Genomic DNA, 22,707 nt, shown 5'->3' on the forward strand with positions numbered 1-22,707 from the left:
CGTTCTCATTATATTTATATAGACTCATAAAGAGCTTATAATCAACTATAAATGTATTGCCAAACAAGGAGGATTCTCATCATCTATTCCAAAAATACTCCCTGCTCAAATATCTTCATATATTCATCCGCGATATAATCTAAATCCCATTCCTTCTTTTCCGTATTTAAAATAGCCAAGTGAATACCAAGGAAGTTGGCTGCCCCCATTAAGGTATATGCCAATACTTCAGAATCAAAATTCTTTACCGTTCCTTCACTTTGTCCTGTTAGAATTCCCTGCTCGTATATGGAAAAGAATTTTCTATACCAACTGATAAATATTTCTTTATCAATAAATAATGACTCCCAAATAATCCGATAATATTGCGGCTTGTCATGCGCTAGTTGCAACCAGCTTCTGATCCCAGCCTTTTCAATCTCTCGCCTTGACAATCCCTCCGGCAAATCATTAACCTTCATCGCTTCAATGATTTGCTTGCCGCATTCCTCGATTAGGTATTTGTAGAGTTCCAGCTTCCCTGGAAAGTATTGATAAAATGTACCGGTTGCAACTCCGGCAGCTTTGGTGATATCTGTCACACTGGTCTCTGAGTACCCCTTATCTGAAAATATTTGTTCCGCAACCTCTAAAATCAATGCAAGGGTTGCTTGTCCTCGTTTCGTTTTTGGCTCAATTAATAAAAACTCCATACACTTCGCCTCCAATTATCAATAGTGTGTTGATAGCAGTTATACACTTCATTCTATCCTTTACACTATCTTACAACAAACCACTTGCATTTGAGTAAATATTTCTCGGCTAGCATACGACTTACGACAGCAGAATTTCGGAAACTGAATGTGAATTCATGTTCATGTATGCTTTATTTTAATCATTCTGGTATGGATTTGTCAACTACTATTTAAACTTGAATCTCGAAAACTTAAATCAATCAGCCTTGTCAAGTCAAATGGATCGAATGAATTGCGCAATGTTACTATGCCCTAACCCTTTTCTTGTTGGGAGTGAGAACGACAAAAAACCCGGAAGTGGTAAGCTTCCGGGTTTTTCTTGTGGGGGTGTTCTATAATAGGGTTTTTCACTTAGGGTGTTTAAATTAGGCGTTACACTTTTTCTTCAGTTCTTCCCAGTTTTTGTCGACTTCTGCCTGAATTTCGTCGATCAAGTGGCGGTTCTCTGGTAAGAACAGATGCTTGAAGCGTCCCTGTACTTTTAGGTAGTCCTCAACCGGTTTCTTCACCTTGGGTTCATAGCTTAAGTGCCATACACCATTAATTACCTCAAACATTGGCCATACACAGGTGTCTACAGCCAGCTTGGTCACCTCCATCAAGCGGGAAGCTTCATAACGCCATCCACGCGGGCAAGGCGCTAAGACGTTAAGGAATGCGGGGCCCTGCATGTAGATGGCCTTCTCAGCCTTTTCATGCAGATCTTTCATATTCGTCAAAAAGGTGGTTTGAGCTACATATGGGATATGGTGTGAAACCATAATCTCAGTCAAATCTTTTCTGTATTGTTGCTTGCCGTTGGAATCCGATCCAACAGGGGTTGTTGTGGTATCGGCGTACTTGGGTGTTGCTGAAGAACGCTGAATACCCGTGTTCATATAGGCATTGTTGTCGTAGCAGACGTAGACCATGTCATGGCCCCGTTCCATGGCACCCGACAAGGATTGAAAACCAATGTCATAGGAAGAACCGTCACCACCAAAGGTGATGAACTTCACTTCTTTGTCAATCTTGCCTTTTCTTTTCATGGCCTTGTAGGCTGCTTCCGCCCCACTTACGGTTGCCGATGCATTCTCAAAAGCGTTATGGATAAAGGGATCTTTCCAAGCTGTATAGGGATACATAAAAGTCGAAACTTCCAAGCAACCTGTCGCACAGCCAATCACCGCTTGATCTTCTGGTTTCATGGCCCGAAGAATTCCCCGAACCGCTACCGGTGCGCCGCAGCCGGCACACATGCGGTGTCCGCCAGAGAGACGTTCTGGTTTGCTCATATTGTCTTTAAAATTATACATATTCTCTCCTCCTATTCCCGAACATCCAAGTATCGGTAGACGTCACCCGTCTCACCAGTTTCAACGATTGCTTGCAAATCTGCAAAGACGCTTGTGATGCTTTCTACGCGTACGTCTCGTCCACCTAGGCCATAAATGTAATCCACCATTTTTGGTCGCGTTTCCAAATCGTACATAGCCGCCTTCACTTCTGCAAATACCGGGCCACCCATGTTAGAGAAGCTTTCCGCTCGATCCATGATGGCAACGGCTTTTACATGAGAAAGGGCTTGTGCAATCTCTTGGCCTGGGAAAGGACGATACATGCGAAGTTTTAGAACACCCGCCTTGATTCCCTTTGCTCTTAAACGATCCGCTGTTTCTTTTGCCGTACCGGCAGCGGAACCCATGATCACAAGAGCAAGGTCTGCATCATCCAGCTTGTATTCTTCAAAGTAGCCATAGCTTTTGCCTGAAATCTTTTCGTATTCCTTGGCCACTTCCATGACTACACGCTTGGCATTTTTCACGGCTTCCGCCTGCTGACGCTTGTGCTCGATGTAGAAGTTTGATGAATCGTAAGGGCCAATGGAAATGGTCTCATTGGGGTTTAACAAGAAATGGTCTGGCTCATATTCCCCAACAAAGGCCTTCACCTTTTCATCTTCTAGGAGTTCGATGTTTTCAACCGCATGAGAGGTAATAAAACCATCCTGGCATACCATGCCTGGAAGCAATACATCCTTGTGCTCGTTGATTCGAACGATTTGAATCAGGTTGTCATAGGCCTCCTGATTGTTTTCTGAGTAAAGTTGAATCCAACCGGCGTCTCTGGCACCCATGGAATCGGAATGGTCGGCATTGATGTTGATGGGTCCCGACAAGGCACGGTTTACCACAGAGATTGTAATAGGCAGTCTTGACGACGATGCGATGTACAAGATCTCATGCATAAGGGCCAAGCCACATGAAGAGGTCGCTGTCATGGTTCTGGCACCTGCAGATTGAGAACCCACACAGGCAGAGATTGCCGAATGCTCGGATTCAACCGGTACAAACTCGGTGTCTACTTGACCATTGGCTACAAAACGAGAGAAGTACTGAGGTACTTCTGTTGATGGGGTAATGGGAAAGGCTGCAACCACGTCTGGATTGATCTGCTTCATGGCAGTTGCTACGGCTTCATTGCCGGATAATCGTTCTCTAATCACTATTTCCCCTCCTTTACCATGCTAATTGCACCAAATGGACATACCTTGGCACAGATGCCGCATCCCTTGCAATGATCGTAGTCAAATTCGACTCGCTTCTTTCCCTCAACAGGGATGGAGCAATCTGGGCAAACCGGCGTGCATAAAAGGCACTGCTTGCATTTTTCCTGGTCCCATACGGGCCGCTCTGTTCGCCAGTCACCTGTAATAAATTCTTGGGCATTACCCGGCTCCCAAGTGGTTCCGCCAGGTGTAATGTCTTTCCAATTTACGTTTTGATTTATTTTTTTCATTACGCATTCACCTCTTGTAGGGTTAATTTCACGGCTGCCATATTTCCCGCAATCACTTCCGGCTTGGAAGAAAATTTATGGTGGAAAGAGGCTTCAATGCCTGAAACAAACTCGGTTTCGTCCATGATTCCAGCGATCTTAACCAGGGCTGACAGCATGGGGATATTTGGAAAATTCTTGCCAATGGTCGCCACGGAAATTTTCTCCGCATCAATGACCGTAAACCGTCCCTGATAATCGCCTAAAAGGGCTTGAATCTCATCACGAGATTTCTTGCTGTTGATGAGAATGGCCCCACCGTCCTTAATGCCCTTGGCAACCTGTGCCGGTTCAATCAAGGTGTCATCAATCACCACAACAAAATTGGGGTCATAGATATTGGAATGTACCCGAATTGGGTCTTCATCAATGCGGTTGTAGGCCGTAATGGGTGCCCCCATCCGCTCTGGGCCGTACTCAGGAAATCCCTGAACGTATCTACCCGTTTCAAATGCAACATCAGCAAGCAAAAGCGCAGCTGTTTTTGCGCCTTGTCCACCTCGTCCGTGCCATCGAATCTCTATCACGATTTATCCTCCTACTATTTTTCCCGAAACATCCTAAGTATGTAATGCTTTCATCTCGCATGTTCGGAAGAATTACTTATTTATATTGCAAGTCTCATGCCAACTTGAAATTCGTGTCATTCACACGCTTTCACCTGTATTTTCTTTCGTTTTCGTTAGAATTTCTGTTATACTATTGTTAGAAAAGTGTTATATGTTAGAAAAAAGGAGACTGTTAATGAACCTAACCAGAGATAGCCTATTTACCGACAAATTAATGGAAGGAATTTTAGACGATGCAAATGACGGCATCAATGTCGTCGATGAAAATGGCATCCTCCTCTACTCCAATCGAATGTCTGCCGTTTATGCCAATACAACCACCGATAAAATGCTCGGGAAACCCATTACCGATTTCTATTCGGAAGCAGTTTTGCTTACCGTACTGGAAACAAAAAAAGCGATCCGAGGACAAGAAATCCATTATGTCGACAATAAAAAATATGTGGTCAGCTCCTATCCTCTGATCAAAGACGGTGTCTTTGTCGGTGCATATTCCATCTTCAAAGATGTTCGTGACATTGAGGAACTGAACCGAAAAATCACTTTATTGGAACTCCACCTGGCACTCAATACATCCGAAGAAGATATTCTAGATATTATTGGCAATAGCGGCAGTTTAATGACTGTCTTGCGAAAGGCCAAGCGCACCGTTGGATCCCTTGGCGGACCCAGACACTCCATTATTACCGGAGAATCTGGAACAGGAAAAACCATGCTGGCCAACCTCATTTACAACTATGCCAAGCAAGTGGGTGTAATCGACCAAGATGCTCCCTTTATTGAAATCAACTGTGCTCAGTTCACAAACCCAGATATCGCAGCCGTAGAAATTTTTGGCAGCGAGGCGGGCGCCTACACAGGGTCGCGCCAAATGAAGGGACTCTTTGAAAAAGCCAATGGCGGCATCCTTTTTCTCGATGAAGCCCATGCCTTGGAACAATACCAAAACATTTTACTGAAAGCCGTGGAATCCGGTACCATCCGCCGCATCGGCGGTACCAAGGAAATCAAGGTTGATGTTATTATTATTGCAGCATCCACCAAAAATCTTTCTCAACAATTGCTGCCGGAACTCTACCAACGTCTGGCCCAATACGCGCTTCATCTTCCATCATTAAGCGAAAGAGACTCATCAGAAAAAGTATTGCTTTTTGAACACTTTGTTCGAAAATATGAAAATGCCGTCAAGGAAATTCACGACATCCACTATCAGGTTTCCTTTACCGATGAAGCCAAAAGCCTGCTGCTTCAGGCTCAGTATCCACGAAATATTCGGCAGTTTCGTGATGTCATCAACTTCAGTATTGATGCAGCCGCACCCTTAATATCGGACATCCAATCAGAAAAAAATATTACCACCATTGTTGAAGCCAAGCATATTCCCTTCGAAAGTTTTGAATTCAAGCAAACCGAACCCCCTGCTCCTCTAGGAAAAAAGCACGGCTTAAACAAAACAGCCAAAGAGATGATCCAAAACTATCATGCAAAAGGATTGGGACCACGAAAGATTGCCACCGCTTTGAAGGAAAAAGGCTACGCGATTGAATATTACCAGGTCGCCTATTATCTAAAGAAGCAAAAGAAATAAAAGCATTAAGAGTATAAACTTATTAAAAAGGCCCGGAAATCTTCACTTCCGGGCCTTCGCCATTTTTATTAGATCAATTCAAATCCCTTGTCCAAGTCTTCAATTAAATCCTCAATATCTTCGATGCCCACTGAAACACGTACCAATTCATTGGTGATTCCTGCTTTAATCCGCTCTGGCTCTGGAATGCCTGCATGGGTCATGGATGCTGGATGCTGAATCAAAGAATCAACTCCGCCCAGGCTGACAGCAAGACCAAAAATCTTCAAATTATCCAACAAGGTTTGCGCGTCATCAAATCCGCCAACCAACTCAAAAGAGATCATTCCACCGAAGCCGTCCATTTGCTCTTTGGCCAATTCGTGCTGAGGGAAAGATTTAAGTCCTGGATAATAGACCGTTTTCACTTTGGGATGGCTTTCCAGATATTCAGCAACAGCCATGGCATTGGTGCAATGTCGTTCCATTCGCACACCCAAAGTCTTAATGCCTCGAGATACCAACCATGAGTCAAATGGTGATCCCGTTCCACCCAGATTCAAAAGATGTGGATTGTTGATACGATTAACATACTCTTGCTTGCCTGTAATCATACCGCCAACAACATCGCCGGCACCATTAATGTATTTGGTTACCGAGTAAACTACAAGATCTGCGCCAAGTACCATCGGCTTTTGCAAATACGGAGTCATAAAGGTATTGTCCACAATCAAGATGGCACCCTTGTCATGAGCAATCTTTGCAATCTTCTTAATATCAATCAATTCCAGGGTCGGGTTTGCTGGTGTTTCAATATAAACAACCTTGGTATTTTCTTTAAAAGCCGCATCAAGGGCTGCTTCGTCATTAATTTTTACATAATCCATGTCAATACCGTAGTTGGTAATGACCTTGTCGATCACTGCGTAGGTGCCGCCATAGACACAATCCGAGCAGATGAAGTGATCCCCTGCTTTCATCAATCCCATTAAGGCTGTTGAAATGGCCGACATGCCTGAACTGGTATAAAGACCCGCATCAGTTTCATCCAAGATTGCCATCTTTGCTGAAATTTCAGTCGTGTTTGGATTGCCTAGTCTTGTGTATTTATAGCCACTGTCTCTGCCAGCAAATCGATCTCCGCCCTGCTTGCAACTCTCAAATACAAACGTTGATGTTTGATAAATCGGTGTCGCATGAGCGCCAAATTGTTTTTCGTGAATTTTTCCGCCATGAATGGCTTTCGTATTGAATTTCATTTCAGTTCTCCTTTGCCCCGTTCCATTTTATCCTTACAATCCCGTTTTCTCTCTTCTATTTAACCGAGACGTTCTACGGCTTCCTTCAACCGATTCAGTCCCGTTTCAAGCAATTCTCTTGAACATGCGATGTTAATTCTCATATATCCGCGTCCATTTTCTCCAAACCAATAGCCACTGTCCAAGGCGATTTTCGCATCTTCCGCGAACAATTTATCAATACGGTCCGAATCCACACCCAAACCTTTACAATCTAACCACATCAAATAAGTCGCTTCCATTTTATAGGGCCTAATTCCTGGAATCTGCTCAGTGATAAAGTCATAGGTGTAATTCATATTGCCTTCAAGGAAAGCGACCAGTTGGTCCACATAGTCTGCGCCCTGCTCGTAAACCGTTTGTGTGATCTCTCGACTAAATGAATTCGACCGATTTAAATCCATCAAACCCAATTCACTTTTATATCTTGCCATATCTTCCTTGTTGCGAATAATACAATAAGCAGAATGAAGACCAGCGATGTTAAAAGTCTTGCTTGGTGCCGTACAAACAATGGTATTATCTTTATGTTTTTCCTCTAAATTAATGGCTGAAAAATGTTTCGTCCCTGGATAAACCAGATCAAAGTGAATCTCATCCGATACCAAGCGCACACCATTTTCCAAGCAAATCTCTGCCAACTGGGTGATTTCATCCTTGGTCCAAACGCGACCGCCCGGGTTATGAGGGCTGCAAAGAAGCATCATGGTACAAGCTGGATCTTTAGCCAATTCAGCTAAATTTTCAAAATCCATCATGTATTTTCCATCCCTAAATACCAATGGGTTGTCTGATACAATGCGCTTATTTCCTTCAATAATTCCTTTGAATGGATAGTAAACGGGTGATTGAATGATGATCTTGTCATCTTCTTTGGTATGGAGGCGAATCATGGTGTTCAGAAGGAATACAACTCCTGGACCATATTCGATATCTTCCGTATCTACAAAAATTTGATGCCGATTTGCCAACCATCCTGTAACTGCCGAATAAAACTCAGGCATTCTTTTGGTATAGCCAAACACACCGTGCTCCGCGCGTTTTACCAAGGATTCAATCATAAAATCCGGGCATTTGATATCCATATCCGCTACCCAATAGGGAATCAGATCATTGCTGCCAAACTTTTTATCCATTTCTTCATATTTGACGGAGCTTGTATTCTCTCGCCCAATGACTTGATTCAAATTATACATGTTTTTTCCTCCTGCTTCTTTGAAGCAACTTGTATGACCAGAAGAAAACCCATAGAAAGCCCTGACCCCTTCGGAAAGGGCTTTCTAACTCTGGTTTTCAAACTCTATTTTTTATGCGCTAATTTCTACGACTTCAGCTTCTTCGCTCGCTTCCATCCAGTCCTTACCTTCTACTCGTTTTGATACCATCATACATACTACTGCATCGCCTGTTGCATTGATCATCGTTGCGATGGCATCTGTCAGCATACCAATGGTTACGATTATTGGAATAACTTCTGTGTTAAAACCATAGAAAGCAACAATAATCAAAGAACCCATCATGCCACCACCTGGAATACCACTCATAACCACGCCACTCATAACCGAGATCGCGATGGCTGTTGTCCAAACGCCAAGACCTGTAAAGTCCATTCCAAAGATACCGAATAGGAATGCAATTTTCATCAATGTTGTCAATGCCGTACCATCCATATGAATCGTTGCGCCCAATGGAAGAACGATATTGGAGATATCTTCAGGAACACCCATTCTTTTTGTTCCAGCTAAGTTCGTAGGCAAAGTTGCGATTGAACTTTGTGTAGCAAGTGAGGTAACTACCGCTGGCAAAATATTTTTGTAGAAGCTTTTCACACCTTTTACGCCGCCTGCATAGTAAGAGTATCCTGTAAAAGCAATTAGGAAATATGTGATACAGATTGGGAAGAACATCACAACAGCTTTGGTGTATGCGCCGATTAATTCTGAACCATAGGTTCCAACTAAAGCTGCAAAGTAAGCGCCCAAACCGATTGGCGCATAAAGCATGATGATGTTGATCATCTTCATAAATGCTTCTGCACAAGTATCAAGAACATCAACCAACGTCGCTGCTGACTCTCCACGCTGCTTCGTTACGTAAGAAACACAATATCCAAATACCATAGCAAAGATGATCAAAGGAAGCATGGCGTTTCTGGAAAGAATCAAATTAAAGTCGCTAACCGAGATCGCTTTCACCACTTGATCCAGCATGTTCATTTGCTGACCTTGATCATAAGCGCCCATATCAATGTTGACACCTGCAGCTGGTGGAATGATTGTGACAACCACGATAATGAAGATTGATGCAATAATTCCCGTAATAAAGAAAATGGTCAGCGTATTTTTCAAAATCTTGCTGAGTCTCTTCATATTGGACATTTTTGCAATGGAGCTCGATAAGCTAAAGAATACCAGTGGTACAACTGCGGTAAACATAAAGTTTAAGAAGACTTGACCAAATGGTTTTAATACCGTTGCTTTTTCTCCATAGATAATACCGACAATACAACCGGTTAAGATACCTAAAATCAATAATATTACGGACTTATACGTTTTAAAGACAGATTGCTTTGTAATCGTTGCTGACATAATTTCCTCCTAATTTTTAATTAATAAATTCATCATGCAGACACTAGCTTCCCTTTCTTCCTTCCCCCTTGTTTCGCTATTTGAATGTAGCTACTCATTTCGAAGACCCCTATAAATGAAAACTATAATTTCTGCGAATTTCTCATCTTCGAAAGGGAGCCAAATTCTTTACACACTTAACATATGCAAATTGCGTGCCAAAAGAGAAAGTAGAAACCGTTTCAATCGAAAATAAAAAAAAGCCATAGAGAAACAACCCTGTGAAATCGTAAAAGATTTCTTGTTCGCATTTGGTTGCTTCTGCTATGGTTGACATCGTTTTCGTTGAATTTTCAAGCTTTTTGGCTCATGTTTCTATCATTGAACAAAATTTGACTCATTTCTATTTCACTTATTTGATCCATTCAAACCCTGAAAGGAAATTGAAAGGAAATCGATTTCTATCCGTGAATCTTCCCAGAAAAACGTTATCCGCTCTTTTTAAGAAGGCATTAAGTGGGTTAACAGGTTTTAAAGCTCCCATAAACCCATTTAATTCGTTTCGACGATTCGAATCCCCTCTTTCGATATCGTAGATCCACCTCGGCCCGTCGATACATCGATATAGCCCAAATCATGGAGATCCTTCAGTATTCTTCTGACATCATATTCACTGAGGAAAAAATTGTCTTCATGAGCAAGCTGTGAAATGCTTTTTCTGCCTAGTTTCTTCTTGTTTTGAAAAGCCGTGTAGAATTGCATCAATACATAGCTCTCCTTTTTATTCAAATCTCCAATCCTTTGGGTTTTCACTTCCCTTTTTGCAAGACGATTGCCCGTCATGTGGAAGGGAAGATGTTCTATGGTAATCAAACCCTCCCCAACATTTTCAAAATACTTGACACAATTTCGCAGCTCTCGAATATTGCCTTCCCAGTCATAGGCATTGAAAAAATCTAACACCTCAGCGGTCAGTTCAAATTGACACCCTTGGAGTTTTTGGAAATATTGGAACAACAATTCCACATCACCGTGACGGTCCCGAAGAGGTGGTACGTTGATCGGTAAAACATTCAACCTGTAGTATAGGTCTTTTCTAAACTTGTTCTTCTGCACCTGACTATATAAGTCTCGATTGGTCGCTGCTACGATCCGCGTATTCACCTTGATCACCTTTTGACCGCCAACCCGGATCACTTCCCCTTCCTGAATCACGCGAAGAAATCGCGACTGCAATTCCAAAGGCATCTCTCCAATCTCATCGAGGAAAAGAGTACCATTATGTGCCAGTTCGAAAATCCCACTTTTGCCTTCTTTTAAGGCACCCGTAAAAGCGCCCGCTTCATAGCCAAAAAGTTCACTTTCCAGCAGACTCGGAGAAATAGCCGCACAGTTGATGGCGACGAACTGCTTATCCCTCACCGGTGAACCATTATGAACAGCTTGGGCGATCAATTCCTTTCCCGTGCCACTCTCCCCTGTAATCATTACCGCAGAATGAGAATTGCCCATCCGTACAACCAGTTTCTTCACCTGTTGAATGGCTTCACTCTCCCCGATAATTTGATCCACGGTATACTTTGCAACATGGCCCTTATTGGCCAATTGTAAACGCAATCGGTTCTGTGTATTCTCCTGGGTCTCGAAACTATCGAGAATCGCATACGACCCCGTCATCATCTCCGTTGATTCTCCGATATCAGAAACTGGAAAAATGGAAAGAGTAATGTTCCGATGGTTGATTTGCACCAATTGATCGAGCAGTTTCTTTCGAGACTCAAAATACTTGCTCATAATCTCGCCAGGAAACAACTCATCAATCCGCATTCCTTTTAAGTATCGATCCATACCGATTAACTGTTTTGCTTTTTCGTTTGCCATTTCAATCACACCTGTATGATCGAAACCAATAACACCCTTCTCCATAATGGAAACCAGGGTGGAAAATTGTTTTTTGAAAGCCCGCGTCTGATTAATAAAATACTCAAAGCCCTTGTTTTCCGACGCCAAATGGCTGAAGTAGTCAATCACTCTACGGTCTTCCAACATCTCTTCTGCCTTTAAAGCAATTGCCAGCTCCACAATTGTATTGCGGTCAATAACACGATGGCCCAATTCGATAATGGTCTTCATTTCTTTGGGTACATACCTTGCTTCACCCGTTGTAATGGCCATTTCGAGTTTTGGTACATTTTCCATGTTCGGATAAACCGGAATCAACTGCGTTTCGTCAAATCCCAACTGATGGAGAGTTGCGATGGTTTCAATACACATCTCGAAACTCAGATTCACTAGCGCCACACGTTTATCCAATTTCGTTTCGGAAAGTCGGTTTAGCCCCTCCTTGGATAAGGTCAAATTGGAAATAACGACGATCGTCTTTGAACTAATCTGCTTTTTAACCACCTCGTATTGCGAATAGGTACTAATCAATAAAACATCCACATCCCATACTTCTTCCGATGCACTCATATCAAAGGAGTAGCGAAGTACATCAATGGAATAATTGAAGATTTCTAGAATTTGCCTTTTATATTCATTGCCCACATCGACGCTTGAGGTAATAATTCCCAACCGTTTTTTCATCATTTCCACCCCCGAAAATCCTTATGCTCGATATCATCATTCAGCACCTAAACAAGCTCTTTTCATCAGCTGACTTGTTTATCATCTTATCAAGTTTCACTTGAAAGATCAACGAATTTTGAAAGCGTTTGCCTATTTCGCCCAATAATGGGTTTTGCAACCATTCACACCATGCCAAGTATAGAAAAAACCCGGAAGCAGCAGCTTCCGGGTCTTTCTAAATAAGAGGTTGTTCGTACTAACGATTGCACTTGCGCTTTAGTTCTTCCCAGTTCTTGTCGACTTCTGCCTGAATTTCGTCGATCAAGTGGCGGTTCTCTGGTAAAAACAGATGTTTAAAACGTCCCTGTACTTTTAGGTATTCCTCAACAGGAAGCTTTACTTTTGGCTCGTAAGATAAACTCCACGAACCATTAATTACCTCAAACATTGGCCATACACAGGTGTCTACAGCCAACTTGGTCACCTCCATCAAGCGGGAAGCTTCATAACGCCATCCACGCGGGCAAGGCGCTAAGACGTTAAGGAATGCGGGGCCCTGCATGTAGATGGCCTTCTCAGCCTTTTCATGCAGATCCTTCATATTCGTCAAAAAGGTGGTTTGAGCTACATATGGGATATGGTGTGAAACCATAATCTCAGTCAAATCTTTTCTGTATTGTTGCTTGCCGTTGGAATCCGATCCAACAGGGGTTGTTGTGGTATCGGCGTACTTGGGTGTTGCTGAAGAACGCTGAATACCCGTGTTCATATAGGCATTGTTGTCGTAGCAGACGTAGACCATGTCATGGCCCCGTTCCATGGCACCCGACAAGGATTGAAAACCAATGTCATAGGAAGAACCGTCACCACCAAAGGTGATGAACTTCACTTCTTTGTCAATCTTGCCTTTTCTTTTCATGGCCTTGTAGGCTGCTTCCGCCCCACTTACGGTTGCCGATGCATTCTCAAAAGCGTTATGGATAAAGGGATCTTTCCAAGCTGTATAGGGATACATAAAAGTCGAAACTTCCAAGCAACCTGTCGCACAGCCAATCACCGCTTGATCTTCTGGTTTCATGGCCCGAAGGATTCCCCGAACCGCTACCGGTGCGCCGCAGCCGGCACACATGCGGTGTCCGCCAGAGAGACGTTCTGGTTTGCTCATATTGTCTTTAAAATTATACATATTCTCTCCTCCTATTCCCGAACATCCAAGTATCGGTAGACGTCACCCGTCTCACCAGTTTCAACGATTGCTTGCAAATCTGCAAAGACGCTTGTGATGCTTTCTACGCGTACGTCTCGTCCACCTAGGCCATAAATGTAATCCACCATTTTTGGTCGCGTTTCCAAATCGTACATAGCAGCCTTCACTTCTGCAAATACCGGGCCACCCATGTTAGAGAAGCTTTCCGCTCGATCCATGATGGCAACGGCTTTTACATGAGAAAGGGCTTGTGCAATCTCTTGGCCTGGGAAAGGACGATACATGCGAAGTTTTAGAACACCCGCCTTGATTCCCTTTGCTCTTAAACGATCCGCTGTTTCTTTTGCCGTACCGGCAGCGGAACCCATGATCACAAGAGCAAGGTCTGCATCATCCAGCTTGTATTCTTCAAAGTAGCCATAGCTTTTGCCTGAAATCTTTTCGTATTCCTTGGCCACTTCCATGACTACACGCTTGGCATTTTTCACGGCTTCCGCCTGCTGACGCTTGTGCTCGATGTAGAAGTTTGATGAATCGTAAGGGCCAATGGAAATGGTCTCATTGGGGTTTAACAAGAAATGGTCTGGCTCATATTCCCCAACAAAGGCCTTCACCTTTTCATCTTCTAGGAGTTCGATGTTTTCAACCGCATGAGAGGTAATAAAACCATCCTGGCATACCATGCCTGGAAGCAATACATCCTTGTGCTCGTTGATTCGAACGATTTGAATCAGGTTGTCATAGGCCTCCTGATTGTTTTCTGAGTAAAGTTGAATCCAACCGGCGTCTCTGGCACCCATGGAATCGGAATGGTCGGCATTGATGTTGATGGGTCCCGACAAGGCACGGTTTACCACAGAGATTGTAATAGGCAGTCTTGACGACGATGCGATGTACAAGATCTCATGCATAAGGGCCAAGCCACATGAAGAGGTCGCTGTCATGGTTCTGGCACCTGCAGATTGAGAACCCACACAGGCAGAGATTGCCGAATGCTCGGATTCAACCGGTACAAACTCGGTGTCTACTTGACCATTGGCTACAAAACGAGAGAAGTACTGGGGTACTTCTGTTGATGGGGTAATGGGAAAGGCTGCAACCACGTCTGGATTGATCTGCTTCATGGCAGTTGCTACGGCTTCATTGCCGGATAATCGTTCTCTAATCACTATTTCCCCTCCTTTACCATGCTAATTGCACCAAATGGACATACATTGGCACAGATGCCACATCCCTTGCAATGATCGTAGTCAAATTCGACTCGCTTCTTTCCCTCAACAGGGATGGAGCAATCTGGGCAAACCGGCGTGCATAAAAGGCACTGCTTGCATTTTTCCTGGTCCCAAACAGGTCGCTCTGTTCGCCAGTCACCGGTAATAAATTCTTGGGCATTACCCGGCTCCCAAGTGGTTCCGCCAGGTGTAATGTCTTTCCAATTTACGTTTTGATTTATTTTTTTCATTACGCATTCACCTCTTGTAGGGTTAATTTCACAGCTGCCATATTTCCCGCAATCACTTCCGGCTTGGAAGAAAATTTATGGTGGAAAGAGGCTTCAATGCCTGAAACAAACTCGGTTTCATCCATGATTCCAGCGATCTTAACCAGGGCTGACAGCATGGGGATATTTGGAAAATTCTTGCCAATGGTCGCCACGGAAATTTTCTCCGCATCAATGACCGTAAACCGTCCCTGATAATCGCCTAAAAGGGCTTGAATCTCATCACGAGATTTCTTGCTGTTGATGAGAATGGCCCCACCGTCCTTAATGCCCTTGGCAACCTGTGCCGGTTCAATCAAGGTGTCATCAATCACCACAACAAAATTGGGGTCATAGATATTGGAATGTACCCGAATTGGGTCTTCATCAATGCGGTTGTAGGCCGTAATGGGTGCCCCCATCCGCTCTGGGCCGTACTCAGGAAATCCCTGAACGTATCTACCCGTTTCAAATGCAACATCAGCAAGCAAAAGCGCAGCTGTTTTTGCGCCTTGTCCACCTCGTCCGTGCCATCGAATCTCTATCACAATTTGACCTCCTTATAAAATACCTTCATCGACTAAAATTTCTGCCACCCATGCAGCCGCTGAACCTACAACAACTGGACACTTGTCCTTGTTGTGGGCACCTGCTTCTTCAAAGGCTGGCTTGTCTTCCAAAACTCTCAAGCTAAAGCTTCGTCCAAATATTTCTTTATGTACCTCTCCGCAAATGACGGTTCCGTAGTTTTCAATAAATCGATCATGAAGTCGCTTAGTCAAGGCATAGCACTTGTCCTTCTCCGCACGATCTCCATCGAAGTTTTCCCGCACACGGCCTGCAAAAAGACCCAGTGCCATTACGCCACCAGAATACCCGCCACATACACCGTCTCCATAGAGAGACATGCCTGCTGCAAACCCATTGGCTGCCCGGAATAGTGTTGGTTCTTCCCGCTCCAAAAGATCCAGTACTGCGGCTAGGGTACATTGGGCGCAGCCCTTGTAGTCTCGTTCGTACATATAACCCAATTCATATCCCTTGCGCATCCAGGAAAGCTTGCTTTCTTCTTCCACCAATTCTGGTGATTGATCCAACTCCATCATCATGGCAACCAATTCGGGTTGGCGATTCCATGCTGTTGCCTTTACGATTTCCCGCTTACTATCTTTAACGCCAAAGATTTCAGGATGCTTGGCTTTCAGTACTTTACCAGCAAGACCTACGCTGAAAAACGGCCAAATCCCTGCCAGACGAACCTCTTGTATTACAATATTCAAGGAAGCAAAGTCTCCCGTCCAAGCATGTAACAAGTCTGCCGATTCAATATTCTTCCACTCTTGAGTTAAACCCACTGCATAAGCGGAACCCTGTTTTTTATGGCCGTTTCTTTCCATCCAAGCAATTGCACCAGCAACGGCCTCCAATGTTTTCGTTTCCATCATTTTCGCTCCTCCCTATGAAAAATCCCCCAAAAGGGGGATTTTTTCATGCTACTTCGTTGGATCCAGCAAGATCTTAATTCCCTCTTTCCTTGAAACGGTTTCAAAGGCTTTTTCCCAATCAGTCAGTGGGAAAACGTGAGTGACAATTTTGTCTGTGCTTAATTTTCCGTTTTGAAGCATCTTTAGTGTTGTTTCCCATGCTGTTGGCACCTGTGCATGAGAACCGTATACGTCCAATTCTTTCTTCTTAATCATATGGAAGTCGAGCTCAATCTTCGTTGTGAAAACACCCATCGGTACAAATCGACCGCGGCGACGAACCACTTTCAGTGCTGTTTCAACGGCATTGACGTTTCCAGTGGCTTCAACAACAACATCAGCACCAAAACCATCGGTCATTTCCTTGACGATTGCCTCTAGATCTTCTGTTTGAATATCAACAACACGGTCGATACCCATTTCCAAGGCAACGTCTAGTCGTGGACGGTCTGAAGTCAAACCAGCAACCACAACGATTCCGCCTTGGGCTTTTGCCACCTGAGCAACACCCAGACCAATCGTTCCAGGTCCCATAACAACGACAACGTCATTAACAAATACCGGGCAACGTTCCGCCATGGCGTGCACACCACATGCCATTGGTTCAACACATGCAGCTTGATCAAAGGTAACTTCTTCAGGAAGCGGCATCACACTGCCCTTCCAGGTAATTACATACTCAGCAAATCCACCATTTTGAGCAGATCCCAATCCCTTACGCTCGGCGCAATGGTTATAAAGGCCTTGTTTGCAGAAACGACATTTGCCACAAACGTGATAGGTTGTTTGAGTCAATACACGTTGTCCAACTTCGAATCCTTCAACACCTTCGCCCACTTCATCAACGTATCCAGCGATTTCATGGCCCAAAACAACGGGCGGCTTCAAAGCGAATCCGCCTTGATTGATATACACCCAGTCAGTCTGACAGATTCCAGCGCGAACAATTTTAATTCGAACCTGATCTTTTCCAGGAATTGGCATTGGTAGGTCATGCATGGAAAAATGGCCCGGTTCTATACTTTCTTTCACTAGTGCTCTCATTTTTCTTCCTCCTTATCACGCTCTTGCCAAAAATCAGTGAATCCCTGGCGGGCTTCCACATACATCCGGTAGAGCTTCTGATATTCTTTCGTCCAGTTAAAGTTCGGTTCAAATCGATCAAAATCTGGTTCAAATCCTTCAGAATCAGATTTTATTGCTTCCCAGGTCGATCTTGCGATCCCCAGTAAGCCCAATTCTTCTTCATTCGGGCGTTTTACTTGCTTGCCCGTGGCATCAGCCACCATTTGACAGATCAAATTGCTTTTGGCTCCGCCTCCCGTAAAAATCAGAGAATCTCCAGTTTCTGGCAAGTAGGCCAAACAATCCAATACAGAAAGGACAATTCCTTCATAGACTGCACGCATCATTTCACGTGCGCCGTGCTCTCTTCGCAAACCAATAAAGGATCCACAGGCAAAGGAATTTTTCACTGGTGCTCTCTCCCCATATAAATAGGGGTGATAGATGATTCCTGCCGCACCAGGTTTTAATGGACTGATGATTTCTTCAATCTCTTTATAGGTCTTCCCCTGCATAAACAGATCTCGTGCCCATTCAATAGATTCCGTTCCGTTTAATGTTGACATCAACCTCAAATAGGTATTGTCTGGTACATGACAAAGAATGCTGCCTAATGTGTAAGGCTCTTTTGCTTGAGCTTTGTCAATGACAACACCATTGGCCAAGGTTGTGCCTAAAATAATGCAGGCATCTTTGACCTTTGATGCACCCGCCCCATAACAAACCGCAATCACATCGATGGCACCCGCTATAACTGGGATCCCAGCTGGCAAGCCTGTTCTTTCAGCAACAGAGGGCCGAACTCTTCCAACAATGTTCTTGCTGGACAGAACCGGTGGCATTTTCGAAACCATGTCCCCGATTCCAAGTTCGTCTAAGCCTTCTTTCACATAGGTCTTTTGAAAAATGTTGATCATTGCCGTCGAAGCGTCTGACGCCTCGGTTGCGATCTCTCCCGTTAAGCAGTAGTTGAGATAGTCTTTGCAATGAAGGACATGCGCGATTCGTCGATAGTTGTCTGGCTCTTCTTCCTTCAACCAACGTAGAATCAAGGTATTTCCCCCTGCAAAGTTCGGCGTTACACCTCGTTTGCAGCAGTTGAGATCTGCGGTTTCCAATTGAGGAATCGATAGAGACTTGCTTCTTGTGTCATTCCACAAAATAGCAGGTCTTACAGGTTTTCCCTCTTGGTCCAAGGCCCACATGCCGTCGCCCTGGCCCGTAATTCCAATTCCCTGAATCTGATCAAAGGCTTGGGGTTGAGACTGACGCAATTGTTTCAAGAGAGTGATGACTTGCGCCCACAATTCGGGCATATCAATCTCACATGCGCCGACGAAAGGGTGGCTGACAGCCACCGCTTCCGATGCAAACGCAATGGTTCGATAAGATGAGTCCATGATCGCTATCTTTAATCGGGATGTACCCGCATCGATCACTAAAATCATGGGAGCCTCCTAGAATTTTTCTAGCGCTTGTTCAAAGTCTGCAATAATATCTTCTACATTCTCAATGCCCACAGAAATACGGATCATGCCATCAGGAATACCCATTCTCGCACGCTCGTCTGGTTCGATCTTTCCGTGAGTCATGGTTGCTGGATGTTGAACCAAGGTATCCAAATCACCAAGAGAAACACAATATTGTGCCATATGAAGTTCGTTAATTACTTTTTGCGCTTCTGGAATTCCACCATCAATGGTGAAAGAAACCAAACCGCCGAATCCTTTGCCCGTGAAAATGCTTTTGGCAAGTTCATGCTGAGGATGATTCTCCAAACCTGGGTAAGAAACATCCACTACTTTTGGATGTGCCATCAACCATTTCGCCAAAGTCATAGCTGACTCGCAATGTTGTCTCATGCGCAGGTGCAAAGTTTTTGCGCCGCGTAGTCCCAACCAGCAAGCGAATGGAGAAGGAACCGGACCAAGCTCTTGATAGATGCTTGAACGCAATTTCTCTATGTATTCCGCTCCACCGACGATGATTCCACCTACGTGGTCGCCGTGACCGTTAATATACTTTGTTGTTGAGTGAACGACAAGATCCGCACCATGCTCCAAAGGACGGAACAAATATGGTGTAGGGAATGTATTGTCCACGATGCTCATCAAATTGTTGTCTTTCGCAAATTTAAGCATCATTGGAATATCGTTCAGTCGAATTGTTGGATTCAACATCGCTTCTAAATAAACGATCTTTGTATTTGGACGAAGCGCTGCTTCCATTTCCGCTTTGTCATCTCCACTTACAAACGTCACTTCAATATTCATCTCTTCGAAGATCTTAGTCATCAAGGCATAAGTTCCGCCATAAACGGTGCCTGAAGAGATCATGTGATCGCCTGCGTGAAGTGTACCAAGCAAAGCCAAAGAAATAGCTGCCATGCCAGAGCCTGTCGCCAAAGCTGCCTCGCCGCCCTCTAGAGTAGCGATTTTTGTTTGAAACATATTTTGGGTAGGGTTCCGAGAACGTCCGTATGTGAAGATGCCCTCTTTGTCGCCAGCTAGGTAACGTTCCATTTTTTCTGGCGTCCATACATAGGTACTCGTCAAATACAATGGTGATACGAGTGCACCCGTTTCTCCGTCAGGATGTTGTCCTGCATGTACGGCATTAGTTTCAAAGTTTTTTGAATTCATTTCCATTTTTATATCCCCCTATTGTCCATAAGTATTTAGAAACAGTTCTCTACAATATGTGATTTCCTCATCTGACAATCGTTCCACTTTACCCATGGATTTCGCCTGATAAATCACCTTCGCAGCATCCTCACACATCACAGCCGCCACCAACGCATGATGCACATTGGTTCCTACCGTAATTACGCCATGGCTTTGTAGCAGACAGGCATTGGAATCTCCAATATGGTCAACCACCTGAATTCCGATGGTCTCGCTGCCTGGTCTTGAATACGGCGCGCACGGCACGTCGCTCCCCACCTCGTTCGCCAAGGTTGTCAATGCGCAGGGGATACCCTCTCCCAGCACGGCAAAACTTGTCGCATAGGGTGAATGTGTGTGAATGACCCCATGGATATCCGGACGATGACGGAAGATGTACAACAATCCTCCCATATCGACGGACGGTTTCATGGCTCCCTCGATGACATTACCATCGATGTCCACAACCACCATATCCTCTGGCACCAAATCCTCATACGCCATCCCACTCGGGGTGATAACGAGATATCCGCTTTCCGGATCTCTCCCTGTAACATTTCCGCCAGTCAAGCTGATTAAGCCATTCTGCTTCAATGCATTTGCGGCCTTTAATACCTCGGCCTTTAAAATCTCAAGCACTTTGAACTTCCTCCTACTTCAATCCATCGTTGACTTCAACGAGGATTTTAACGTGCTCATTTCCCTTGGCACAGATGGCTTCAAATCCATCTTTAACGATATTGTCCAAGGTTGCCTCCCCAGTAACCAATGGCATTGGGTCTAATTTCTCGGCTGCAATCAACTCCAAAACATCTTGAATCTCATTCACATTGGCTTGAGAAGTCTTGATAACCCGCTCGCCTTCTTGAATTAAATTCATGTTGATTCTCGGTGGACTAGAAAATACGCCCATGATCATCAACGTGCCATTGCATCTCAATAGGTTCACTGCCAGATCCAAAGTCGGTTCTAAACCAACCGCCTCATAGGATACATCCACCAGGTCACCGTTTCTTTTTGTAACGCCTTCAATCGGATCTTCTTCTTTTCCGTCAATATATATACCGCCAAAGGTTTCCACAAATTCGCGTTTTCCTTGACCTTGTCCAATTACATAGATGGGATCAGCGCCTGCCGCCTTGGCAGCGATCAAACAAGATAATCCAATCATTCCAGGTCCAACGATTGCCGCCGACTTTCCAGTCAAATCGCCAATTTGTTGGGTTGCATGCACACCACATGAAATTGGTTCTGTTAATGCGGCCGCTTTTAGGGTCACATTTTCAGGCACCAAGAACAATTGATGCTCCGGAATAACCACGTACTCAGCAAATCCACCATCCTTGCCAACCCCGATAAAACCGAGTTTTTCACAGATGTTTTTTCTGCCAGTCTTGCAGAACTCGCATTCGCCGCAGACAATAGAGCCTGATGCGGTAACGCGATCTCCGATTTTCCAGTTTTCCACGCCTTGACCAACTGCATCAATGATGCCAGCGTATTCGTGTCCTTGCACCAAGGGTGCAGTTTCTCCCGTCAAACGATGGGGCTTTTCCACCGGAATCCATAGCGGTCCCAGATACTCATGCTTGTCCGTGCCGCAGATTCCAGCCCAGGCAACGCGCACACGCACTTGACCTTTCTTTGGAATCGGCATTTGTCGTTCTTCTACGCGAACGTCTTTATGGCCATACCAAACTGCTGCCTTCATTATTTTTCCCCCTTGCCCCAGAAAAGTCGACGATGAACCCAAGCAATCTTGTCGGCTGCTTCCATGCTCCAGAAAGAGTCATTGGAAAGAAGCTCGTTCGCCACGGCATCAACGCCTTCCATAAACTCGATGGAAACCTCGGTCGCCTTTGTTGCATCCAATCGATATGGATACAGATCCAAAGAATACCAGCCTTCATATCCGAGTTTCTTTAACCAGTAGAAGAGTTCCAAACTTTGTAACAATCGAACCGAGCCAAACATCATATCGTCATCTGCAATCCGATAGTTGTCGTTAAGGTGTAGATGGAAAAGTCGTCCTGAAGTCAATAGAACACTGGCGATTTCAGCAGGATTTTCATCGGCATTCAATGCATGTCCCACATCAAGAACCGCACCGACATTGGCCTGTCCCGTTGCTTGAGCAAGAGCCAATACCTTGGCGCCTGAATTGACCATACACTTCATTTTGGGCTCGCTGACCTTATATTCAATGGCAATTTTCACATCTTGTCGATACAAGGCACAAGCGCGAATACCTTCAATCAAACGCTGCCATGCGGCAACATAATCAATTTCAAATACATAATCAAATCCATCTTGTCCCAACCAAAGATTCACGGTTTCAACGCCCAATTCGACGGCTACATCCATAGCTTCCTTCGTCAATTTAATCGCTTTCATGCGCTGGTCTTCTTCCGGTGAAGAAAAAGAACCGGTCGCCCATTCGCCGTCGCACACCACTTCTACGATCAAGCAAATTGCTTGAAGTCCATGATCAGCAAGAAGCGTCTTCACTTCTTGAATATTCTCTTTGTTGACATCAAAGGGATAGCAGATCTCGACCCCTTTAAGGCCCTTCACCTTTCCAGCGCGACGTACTCGCTCTTCGAAAGGAATATACGGTTTGTAGCCATCGCCTACGTAGCGGTCGCTACCCATGCCATATGCCCAAATACCCAGTCCAATTTTTTCCAT

At 44.5% G+C, this 22,707-nt stretch carries 21 protein-coding genes; 1 reads left to right on the plus strand and 20 read right to left on the minus strand.

Annotation, left to right across the window (positions count from 1 at the left end; all coding sequences use genetic code 11):
- Positions 1-83: 83 nt before the first annotated feature.
- The 5 genes from AC25CA_RS15325 to AC25CA_RS15345 form a co-directional block, all read right to left on the minus strand.
- Positions 84-692, minus strand: coding sequence for a TetR/AcrR family transcriptional regulator (locus tag AC25CA_RS15325; protein WP_486814713.1), 609 nt, complete (start codon positions 690-692; stop codon positions 84-86).
- Positions 693-1,099: 407 nt separating this feature from the next.
- Entirely contained in the window at positions 1,100-2,029 is a 930-nt protein-coding gene (locus AC25CA_RS15330) for a thiamine pyrophosphate-dependent enzyme (protein ID WP_486814714.1), read from the minus strand.
- Positions 2,030-2,040: 11 nt separating this feature from the next.
- Complete coding sequence (locus AC25CA_RS15335) at positions 2,041-3,219, minus strand: transketolase C-terminal domain-containing protein (protein WP_486814715.1); 1,179 nt, start codon at positions 3,217-3,219, stop codon at positions 2,041-2,043.
- Positions 3,219-3,512, minus strand: a complete 294-nt coding sequence (locus tag AC25CA_RS15340; protein ID WP_486814716.1) for a 4Fe-4S binding protein — start codon at positions 3,510-3,512, stop codon at positions 3,219-3,221. Before AC25CA_RS15340 ends, AC25CA_RS15335 begins: the two co-directional genes overlap by 1 nt.
- Entirely contained in the window at positions 3,512-4,078 is a 567-nt protein-coding gene (locus tag AC25CA_RS15345) for a 2-oxoacid:acceptor oxidoreductase family protein (protein ID WP_486814717.1), read from the minus strand. The genes AC25CA_RS15340 and AC25CA_RS15345 overlap by 1 nt, the downstream gene beginning before the upstream one ends.
- A gap of 217 nt (positions 4,079-4,295) precedes the next feature.
- On the opposite strand from AC25CA_RS15345, the gene AC25CA_RS15350 reads away from it, so the two are divergent.
- Complete coding sequence (locus tag AC25CA_RS15350; protein WP_486814718.1) at positions 4,296-5,708, plus strand: sigma 54-interacting transcriptional regulator; 1,413 nt, start codon at positions 4,296-4,298, stop codon at positions 5,706-5,708.
- 68 nt (positions 5,709-5,776) lie between these two features.
- On the opposite strand, the gene AC25CA_RS15355 is transcribed toward AC25CA_RS15350, so the two are convergent.
- The 15 genes from AC25CA_RS15355 to AC25CA_RS15425 all read right to left on the minus strand — a co-directional run bounded on the left by AC25CA_RS15355 (position 5,777) and on the right by AC25CA_RS15425 (position 22,707).
- Positions 5,777-6,946, minus strand: coding sequence for a trans-sulfuration enzyme family protein (locus AC25CA_RS15355; protein WP_486814719.1), 1,170 nt, complete (start codon positions 6,944-6,946; stop codon positions 5,777-5,779).
- A gap of 59 nt (positions 6,947-7,005) precedes the next feature.
- Positions 7,006-8,181: a MalY/PatB family protein gene (locus tag AC25CA_RS15360; RefSeq protein ID WP_486814720.1), complete on the minus strand. Its 1,176-nt coding sequence runs from the start codon at positions 8,179-8,181 to the stop codon at positions 7,006-7,008.
- Positions 8,182-8,292: 111 nt separating this feature from the next.
- Positions 8,293-9,573, minus strand: a complete 1,281-nt coding sequence (locus AC25CA_RS15365) for a dicarboxylate/amino acid:cation symporter (RefSeq protein WP_486814721.1) — start codon at positions 9,571-9,573, stop codon at positions 8,293-8,295.
- Positions 9,574-10,104: 531 nt separating this feature from the next.
- A complete protein-coding gene (locus AC25CA_RS15370) occupies positions 10,105-12,141 on the minus strand; it encodes a sigma-54 interaction domain-containing protein (RefSeq protein ID WP_486814722.1) in 2,037 nt (678 codons plus the stop codon).
- A gap of 235 nt (positions 12,142-12,376) precedes the next feature.
- Entirely contained in the window at positions 12,377-13,306 is a 930-nt protein-coding gene (locus AC25CA_RS15375) for a thiamine pyrophosphate-dependent enzyme (protein ID WP_486814723.1), read from the minus strand.
- An 11-nt stretch (positions 13,307-13,317) separates the two neighbouring features.
- Complete coding sequence (locus tag AC25CA_RS15380; protein ID WP_486814715.1) at positions 13,318-14,496, minus strand: transketolase C-terminal domain-containing protein; 1,179 nt, start codon at positions 14,494-14,496, stop codon at positions 13,318-13,320.
- On the minus strand, positions 14,496-14,789 hold the full coding sequence (locus tag AC25CA_RS15385) for a 4Fe-4S binding protein (protein WP_486814724.1): 294 nt from the start codon (positions 14,787-14,789) through the stop codon (positions 14,496-14,498). Before AC25CA_RS15385 ends, AC25CA_RS15380 begins: the two co-directional genes overlap by 1 nt.
- Positions 14,789-15,355, minus strand: coding sequence for a 2-oxoacid:acceptor oxidoreductase family protein (locus AC25CA_RS15390; protein ID WP_486814717.1), 567 nt, complete (start codon positions 15,353-15,355; stop codon positions 14,789-14,791). The genes AC25CA_RS15385 and AC25CA_RS15390 overlap by 1 nt, the downstream gene beginning before the upstream one ends.
- Positions 15,356-15,367: 12 nt before the next feature.
- Positions 15,368-16,252, minus strand: a complete 885-nt coding sequence (locus AC25CA_RS15395; protein ID WP_486814725.1) for a C-GCAxxG-C-C family protein — start codon at positions 16,250-16,252, stop codon at positions 15,368-15,370.
- Positions 16,253-16,300: 48 nt separating this feature from the next.
- Complete coding sequence (locus AC25CA_RS15400; protein WP_486814726.1) at positions 16,301-17,335, minus strand: zinc-dependent alcohol dehydrogenase; 1,035 nt, start codon at positions 17,333-17,335, stop codon at positions 16,301-16,303.
- The gene (locus tag AC25CA_RS15405; protein WP_486814727.1) at positions 17,332-18,804 is read right to left on the minus strand and encodes an FGGY-family carbohydrate kinase; all 1,473 of its coding nucleotides are present in this window, start codon (positions 18,802-18,804) and stop codon (positions 17,332-17,334) included. The genes AC25CA_RS15400 and AC25CA_RS15405 overlap by 4 nt, the downstream gene beginning before the upstream one ends.
- A 9-nt stretch (positions 18,805-18,813) precedes the next feature.
- Positions 18,814-20,004 carry a trans-sulfuration enzyme family protein gene (locus tag AC25CA_RS15410; protein ID WP_486814728.1) on the minus strand — a complete coding sequence of 397 codons (1,191 nt, stop codon included), beginning with the start codon at positions 20,002-20,004 and terminating at the stop codon, positions 18,814-18,816.
- Positions 20,005-20,016: 12 nt separating this feature from the next.
- A complete protein-coding gene (locus AC25CA_RS15415) occupies positions 20,017-20,658 on the minus strand; it encodes a class II aldolase/adducin family protein (protein WP_486814729.1) in 642 nt (213 codons plus the stop codon).
- A 13-nt stretch (positions 20,659-20,671) separates the two neighbouring features.
- Positions 20,672-21,730 (minus strand): alcohol dehydrogenase catalytic domain-containing protein, encoded by a 1,059-nt coding sequence (locus AC25CA_RS15420; RefSeq protein ID WP_486814730.1) that lies wholly within the window; start codon positions 21,728-21,730, stop codon positions 20,672-20,674.
- Entirely contained in the window at positions 21,730-22,707 is a 978-nt protein-coding gene (locus tag AC25CA_RS15425) for a sugar phosphate isomerase/epimerase family protein (protein ID WP_486814731.1), read from the minus strand. Before AC25CA_RS15425 ends, AC25CA_RS15420 begins: the two co-directional genes overlap by 1 nt.

This window comes from Gottschalkiaceae bacterium SANA (assembly GCA_036323355.1).
GTDB lineage: Bacteria > Bacillota > Clostridia > Tissierellales > GPF-1 > GPF-1.